The sequence below is a fragment of the Planktothricoides sp. SR001 genome (assembly GCF_001276715.1).
Classification (GTDB): domain Bacteria; phylum Cyanobacteriota; class Cyanobacteriia; order Cyanobacteriales; family Laspinemataceae; genus Planktothricoides; species Planktothricoides raciborskii.
In genome coordinates, this window is record NZ_LIUQ01000001.1 from 290,971 (window position 1) to 297,434 (window position 6,464).

At 42.0% G+C, this 6,464-nt stretch carries 7 protein-coding genes and 3 pseudogenes; 6 read left to right on the forward strand and 4 right to left on the reverse strand.

Annotation, left to right across the window (positions count from 1 at the left end; all coding sequences use genetic code 11):
- Positions 1-97 precede the first annotated feature (97 nt).
- Both AM228_RS33885 and AM228_RS01190 read right to left on the reverse strand, forming a co-directional pair.
- Complete coding sequence (locus AM228_RS33885) at positions 98-262, reverse strand: hypothetical protein (protein WP_197285187.1); 165 nt, start codon at positions 260-262, stop codon at positions 98-100.
- A gap of 361 nt (positions 263-623) precedes the next feature.
- Positions 624-1,145, reverse strand: a complete 522-nt coding sequence (locus tag AM228_RS01190; protein ID WP_156331448.1) for a hypothetical protein — start codon at positions 1,143-1,145, stop codon at positions 624-626.
- A gap of 116 nt (positions 1,146-1,261) precedes the next feature.
- On the opposite strand from AM228_RS01190, the gene AM228_RS01195 reads away from it, so the two are divergent.
- Positions 1,262-1,513 (forward strand): hypothetical protein, encoded by a 252-nt coding sequence (locus AM228_RS01195; protein ID WP_054464252.1) that lies wholly within the window; start codon positions 1,262-1,264, stop codon positions 1,511-1,513.
- A 540-nt stretch (positions 1,514-2,053) separates the two neighbouring features.
- A complete protein-coding gene (locus tag AM228_RS01200; RefSeq protein WP_054464253.1) occupies positions 2,054-2,419 on the forward strand; it encodes a HetP family heterocyst commitment protein in 366 nt (121 codons plus the stop codon).
- Positions 2,420-2,737: 318 nt separating this feature from the next.
- Here AM228_RS01200 and AM228_RS01205 read toward each other — a convergent pair whose 3' ends face one another.
- Positions 2,738-3,295 carry a hypothetical protein gene (locus AM228_RS01205; RefSeq protein ID WP_054464254.1) on the reverse strand — a complete coding sequence of 186 codons (558 nt, stop codon included), beginning with the start codon at positions 3,293-3,295 and terminating at the stop codon, positions 2,738-2,740.
- Positions 3,296-3,664: 369 nt separating this feature from the next.
- Here AM228_RS01205 and rpsD point away from each other — a divergent pair, with 369 nt between their 5' ends.
- The 4 genes and pseudogenes from rpsD to AM228_RS34780 all read left to right on the forward strand — a co-directional run bounded on the left by rpsD (position 3,665) and on the right by AM228_RS34780 (position 5,132).
- Positions 3,665-4,273, forward strand: a complete 609-nt coding sequence (gene rpsD / locus AM228_RS01210) for a 30S ribosomal protein S4 (RefSeq protein ID WP_054464255.1) — start codon at positions 3,665-3,667, stop codon at positions 4,271-4,273.
- A 164-nt stretch (positions 4,274-4,437) separates the two neighbouring features.
- A pseudogene (locus tag AM228_RS36560) lies at positions 4,438-4,584 on the forward strand (IS607 family transposase); the annotation flags it as partial.
- 131 nt (positions 4,585-4,715) lie between these two features.
- Positions 4,716-4,835 (forward strand): annotated as a pseudogene (locus AM228_RS36630) (helix-turn-helix domain-containing protein); the annotation flags it as partial.
- A gap of 72 nt (positions 4,836-4,907) precedes the next feature.
- On the forward strand, positions 4,908-5,132 hold the full coding sequence (locus AM228_RS34780; RefSeq protein ID WP_231636526.1) for a hypothetical protein: 225 nt from the start codon (positions 4,908-4,910) through the stop codon (positions 5,130-5,132).
- Positions 5,133-5,139: 7 nt separating this feature from the next.
- On the opposite strand, the pseudogene AM228_RS01220 reads toward AM228_RS34780, so the two are convergent.
- Positions 5,140-6,406 (reverse strand): annotated as a pseudogene (locus AM228_RS01220) (IS701 family transposase).
- Positions 6,407-6,464: the final 58 nt, after the last annotated feature.

A 6,464-nucleotide genomic window follows, 5' to 3' on the forward strand; every position in this document is an offset into this window, starting at 1 on the left:
TTGTGGGAAAAATGCGGTCATGGGGAAATAACGCTTTAAATTTTAATAATTTACCATGAAACCGGGTTAATTTCTGATATAGCGGCGGCCAGTCCAGTTAGGACTCGGCAAAATCTCGATAATAAAAATCAGGATGATTTAAATCCCGCCGTACATAAGCCAGCAATAACCCTGCCACTTGTTGCAAGCGTTGTTCCCCAAATCGGCGATCATGTTTCAACCTTTCCAGAAACCCAACATTTTTCTGGTGGGCATTGCCCACCCTAGGTTATCAAGCTGATGCTAAATTACCTTTTTTTCAAATAGCTTGGAAAATATTCTCCGGCTTCTCTAATATCTGGATATTCATGTTGTAATCAAGTTTAAGTAAGGCTGTATATAGCTTTTGGTCAGGATGTTCGCTGGTGTTTTATGGGTAATTTGTCTTATCTGATAACGGAGATTCTTCAACACCCAAATTTTTATCTAATAACCACTTAATTACTTCTAATTGTTTATTTTTAGTAGCTTTACTCTGACTATACTCAAGCTGTATATAAAATTTACAATAACGGCTATGGGTATCTATATTAGACCTCTGGCAAAATTATAAAAAGCCGAGTGGCGCCCTTTTCCGCCATCGGTTAGGGGGATCGATCCTTTATTTTGCACTCTTGTCTATTCTTATGCTTTTGGTCATATTTAAATATTCCTAAGTCTGTCAAGCAACTAAAAATATCCTGAAAGGCTTGTGGTTGTTTATTATTGTAATTTACCGGAGTATTATCTTGATTTTTCGGCAGCCTTAAGGCTGTCTCATACTGCCGATATTCTTTCATTAAGATCCACAAATCATTTTTTGTGGTGCCGAATTCACGCTTTTTTTTACGTCCAGTTCTTTTGCTGGTGACAATCCAAGTCTCGCCAGATACGAACAAATGATTCGCATCTTTTCCTACCCATTCAATTTTGAATGTAGTCTCCAGCTTATCTTCTGCAAGAATAATCTCCCCATAAGCCAGGGCAAGTAATCCATCAACAAATCTTAGAACATTGCCCCTGGTAATTTCGTTTTTAGCGTATTTTCGTGACATTCTGACATTTTCAGTAAAAGTTGCGGCTGCTTGGTCTGGGTGAGTTCGCCCAAAGGCAGTGGGTTGATTCAAGCCTCAACGCTAATTATATCAAAGGTTTCGCGATTTGTTTGGGCAACTTGGATTGGGCAAAGCCCAAAGAAACAATTCACCTCAAAGGCACAAATCAAAGCCATAAGAGGTGAATTATGGATACTGATACTCAACAAGATAAATGGAAAGAACGACAAGTCCTGGAAAATTACTATAGCAATTTTGTTGAACCTCATGTCAACGAATTTATTGAAGTGAATACACAGTCTTTATCGAATGTACCGATCGCCTCGGCTAGATTTTGCTGTACGTACATCGGCGTGGTTATTCCTGACATTATTATATTGTTTTTGGATGCGTTGGCGAACCAAAAAATGAGCGTTTTTGCCCCCAAATTCAGATGGTAGGGGTGAGGAAGGTTTTCCCCAATCGAAAAACCCCAGCAAAGATGGACATCTCATTTCCTGAAAGTCAACATTTCCGTATAAATACGCAAATGTTACGTTGTTTAACTTTACCAAATCTTTAAAAAAATCCGTAAAAACCCCGAAAAATACCCAAGTTGTTTAAAGATTTGGTAAAGTTAACGATGATTGCCTACGTTTACGCGAAATCTTACTTATTGTAAAAATAGACAAATCTGATGCGATCGCACCCGGTTAATCCGTGAATTCCTAGATCGTCTGAGCGTTGTCCGGGGGGTCTTAGATCAGTTCCGCTGGCAAAGGGGCTTTAACCGAATCAAATCATTGCTCAAATTGCCTCCCAATGCCTCCCAATGCCTCCCAATGCCTCCCAAAAATTAATAAAATACTCACTTTTTCCCCTGGCTATCAGCCGATTTTTAACATACTCATTGCACAACTTAGGTAAGAGATGAGACCTTGAAACCTTTAATTTTCAAAGTCTCACTCTAATCACCGCCTTGTAAATCAGGAGAAATCAAAATGCATTACGAAATTTCTTATCCCGAAAGCAAACTTGACAAGGTAATGACTTTAGACCAGTTTGAACAAGTGGTTGAAGCAATTTTAGCTGGCAAATATTCTTGGGCTTGCGTTCTCATCTTGCGCTTTGGAGGATACAACCCTCTGCATTACATTCCTTATCGAACTTATAACCGCTTGCTCAAAGAACATCAGACCACAACCAAGGCAAAGGGAAACCGACCAAATCATATAAATCCTACTCAAACATTGGATGAACAGCGTTCCCAGTCGCTAACCAAGAACGAAATTCGTAAAGCTTATGGCACAAAGATTAAAGAGCAACTGCTTGATAGTGTTCGCATTGGCGATTCGCTGACGCGATAGCTTCGTTCACGCCCCACCCATCCTTCGATTCAATGAGGGCAATTTTTGCGAGTGTAAAGTTTTGTAATCAAAAATTTACTAAGCCTATCGGGATTACTCAAGGGAGACGATAGAATCCTAAGATCAGAAAATTTTGCTAAATTTAAGTTACATCATGTGACTATTAAATACAGAATTTAAATTTTATTAACAGCCTAGCGAATTGTGAAAATTAGCTAGGTTTTTTAATCACAAAATCGCCGCCTCAAAATCGCCGCCTCACCGCAGTCAACAGCCCCATTCCGCCTAGGCAGCCCCTCCTTGGGGGCTGCTGGGGGCTTATTGGCGGAAATCCGTGGGCAGCTCGCTTAAATTCAAATTACGATCGCGATCGCTGCCATCAATGCAATATCTCAAAGCAGCCGTAGTACCCAAATCCGTCTGATTCACCAGACCCGAAACACATTTAGAAAAATTCTCCGGCAACAAGCTGCGACGACAGTGGTCTAAAATAGCCGGAGCATCCGCAGCCGTACCCACTTTACTAATATCGACCACACAAGTTGCCAACTCTAAAGGACGACGCACCAGCCTACAAGTGGCCAAAGCATCCACCGCCAGAATATCCGTACCCCCGGCGATATCCACCACACAACTGGCCAAATTTTCCGGATCGAGACTTTGGCTACAGCTTCGAGCAACCTCTTGGGGACTGAGATTCAAGTTCATCAGGGAACCGGCACATTGGTCGTACTTATTTTTCGCCGCGATCGCTGGATTCGCCAATGGCATCACGCAAAATGCCATTGGCAAAACGGAAATCACCAAATGCTTAAGGCCGATCATTTTTCCTCTAGCGGGGTAATGCCCAGCAGTTTTGGTCGGTTTTTGTTTCATAAGTAGCCTGCAAAAATTGAGAAAACTTTATATATGAATTGTAATCTGTGATTGTTGGTAGTTGACAGGTAGCTTTTCCCGGAATTGCCCGGTTATAGGCAAGCTGTGGCGGAAAAAACTGATGAACGGAGATACGGAGATAGATACCGAGATAGATACCGAGATAGATACGGAGATAGATACGGAGATAGATAGAGATAAAGCGTCAACAGCCATCGACTCAGTTGCCTCTGCCCTATGCTTTGATCCACATCGATCCACATCAGGATTTTCTGAATTTTGATTTTGTGAATTTTGATCGCTGATTTTACTTTCCCGTTTTATAATAGAGAGTCTGGGTAAAATTAAGACCAACGGAGTCAATAAGATATGTCAAGATACAGAGGCGCTCGTCTCAGAGTCATTCGTCGTCTGGGAGAACTGCCCGGTTTAACTCGTAAAAGTGCCAAGCGTGCTTATCCCCCTGGCCAACATGGTCAAGCCCGTCGGAAGCGCTCTGAATACGCGATCCGCTTGGAAGAAAAGCAGAAACTGCGCTTTAACTATGGCTTAAGCGAAAAGCAAATGCTGCGCTATGTGCGTCGAGCTCGTCGGGCGACTGGTTCTACGGGTTTGGTGCTGCTGCAACTGCTGGAAATGCGTTTGGATAACACCGTTTTTCGCCTAGGTATGGCACCGACAATTCCTGCAGCTCGCCAATTGGTCAATCATGGTCATATTATGGTGAATGGTCGGGCGGTGAATATTCCTAGCTATAGCTGTCGTCCAGGGGATGTGATTGCGGTTAGAGACCGGGAAAAGTCACGAGAAATGGTCAAAGCTAATCTGCAATCTCCCGGTTTGGCTCACTTGCCGAGCCATTTAGAATTTGAAAAAGAAAAATTGACCGGCAAAGTCAACGGACTGGTCGAACGGGAGTGGGTGGCCTTGCAAATTAATGAACTGCTAGTGGTTGAATACTACTCGCGCCAAGCCTAAAGGGATGAAGGGTTGGGAACTGTAATTAAATATGTGGACAACTATTAACATTCTTTTCGGATTGGGTAATTATTGTCGGGGAATCTACATCGGTAGAGCGATATAGAAACACCGGAAGTGACATCTCAGTATTGGAGATGCAGCGATCATAGTTAGGTGTCTCAACCAAAACACTAAGAAGGTGGGCAGACTCGGAAAAAATTCGTTCAGAGCGCTCACCTTCAGGGCAACGAAGATTTTTTCTGGTTGATATCAAGTGCGTGTCAGCACACGACCAAAAACAGGAATTGATTAGGCAAGTACAAGTCTGAGCAGCTTTCAGCGCTGCTAATGATTGGCAGTACGAAACAATTCAAAACCTTGGGAGTGGCTTAAACTATCAGAAAAAAGGACTTCAAAAAATTGACGGTATGACCCTGGTCAAAGATATTCAATAATTCTGATCGGATTTAAGACTGAGTTAAAGCTCAACAATCAACAAAGGACACAATTAGCAAAACATTGTGGTGTCGCTCGTCATGCTTGGAACTGGGGACTAGGACTCACCCAAGCTATCCTTGAGCATAATCAAAAAAATCCTCAAGATAAAATCAAGTTTCCGACTGCTATTGACCTTCACAAATGGCTAGTGGCAATGGTTAAACCTTCACGTTCCTGGTATTACGAAGTCAGTAAATGCTCTCCTCAATATGCTTTAAGACAGTTATCAGAAGCTTGGAAACAAGCATTCAAGAAAATCAAGCAGCCGCCAAAGTTTAAGAAAAAAGGACGCGATGATAGCTTCACTGTTGATGGTTCGCTCAAGATTGACCATTTTCGAGTCAAAATTCCTGTAATTGGATGGCTTAACGGGACTTAAACAAATTTTAAGCCCAAATAAAGCCTAAACTCTCTTTATAAGCGGCAAATACGTCTTTATTCTGCTGCAACCACTCCACAAACCGAAAAGATATCGCAGTTCTAAACGCTTCGATGGCATCAGTAAAGGTCTTTAATGGTTTGTTTGCCCACCGGCGTCTTAATCCCCCGGTTAATCTGTGCCACAAAATGAAAGTATAAGCACAAAACACCAAAATAAAATGTCTGTACAGGCTGCGTTTATCTCGGACTTGATATTCTTTTAGTCCCAACCATCCCTTGGCTTCCCGATAGAAAACTTCAATCCAATTTCTTTGTGAATAGGTTTTTACTATCCACTCGGCTGTCGCTATAGATAACTCCACATTCGTCATCAAATAATCAATTTCACTGGCGTCACTAAAAGTTGGAGCATTCATGACGATCGCTATTACTTTAGGACCAGGGTACTTTGATAATTCAATTTCTACTGTGGCTACCCACAGGCTTCTCGGGTTTTCTCCTTGTAGCCGAATCTCCTTTAAAGCTTCTTTTGGTAAGCTTTTTGCCAATTCATCTACTCTAATTTCTGGTTTTTCTAACGCACTTTTTTTTACTCTTACTTTCCGATTTTTTGCCAGACCTCCGATATACTTTAATTTCCTTACCTCCAACTCTTGTAAAAAACTGCTGTTATTTCCATATCCCCCATCTATGAGGACTATTGCCGGTCGGTAGCCTCTCGATCTACTCCGGTCAATTAAGTCTAATGCTATGGACGGTTTTTTTTGGAATTGTGGGTCAGCTTTCCCTTTTGGCAATGAGTCGGCTTTTTGATACAATTCTATATCTAAGGGTAAGCTCTTTTTGCCATCATAAAGATGGCTAGTCACCGCGACGATTCCATTATCGGTTTTGCCTATTTCCCCGATATATTGCCGTCCCACTCCCGATGTTAAGTTCCCACTTTTCCTATGTCCCGTATCATCTATGATCAAGCTAAATCCTGGACTAATCTTGGGAAAGGTGACACTGATTCATCACCATCAGGCGGCGTTCATTGAGTTCCTGAGCCTCCCAAGGTGCTTCTGTTAAAAAATGGTGCAATTTGTGATAGGTTACTCCTACGGCGTTTGCCGCCATTTGAGAAAGATTTTTGCGCTCACTTTCTCCTAATAATCCGCCTAAATAGTTTCTAAACTCTCGTTTTTGGGCTTGATGACCAAAGATATCGTCAAATCTTTGACACCATCTATCAAAGCAGGGGGGCATCGCGGCGGGGGTGGTCTCTTTCATGGTTCATCTTTTAACCTTAGAACATTCGTATATAATCATTCTAGGGCGTGTCATCAAT

Bases quoted from the DNA above. Each gene is read 5' to 3' on its own strand.
- AM228_RS01195 (WP_054464252.1), top strand. From the start codon at position 1,262: ATGGATACTGATACTCAACAAGATAAATGGAAAGAACGACAAGTCCTG.
- AM228_RS01200 (WP_054464253.1), top strand. From the start codon at position 2,054: ATGCATTACGAAATTTCTTATCCCGAAAGCAAACTTGACAAGGTAATG.
- AM228_RS01205 (WP_054464254.1), bottom strand. From the start codon at position 3,295: ATGAAACAAAAACCGACCAAAACTGCTGGGCATTACCCCGCTAGAGGA.
- rpsD (WP_054464255.1), top strand. From the start codon at position 3,665: ATGTCAAGATACAGAGGCGCTCGTCTCAGAGTCATTCGTCGTCTGGGA.
- AM228_RS34780 (WP_231636526.1), top strand. From the start codon at position 4,908: ATGGTTAAACCTTCACGTTCCTGGTATTACGAAGTCAGTAAATGCTCT.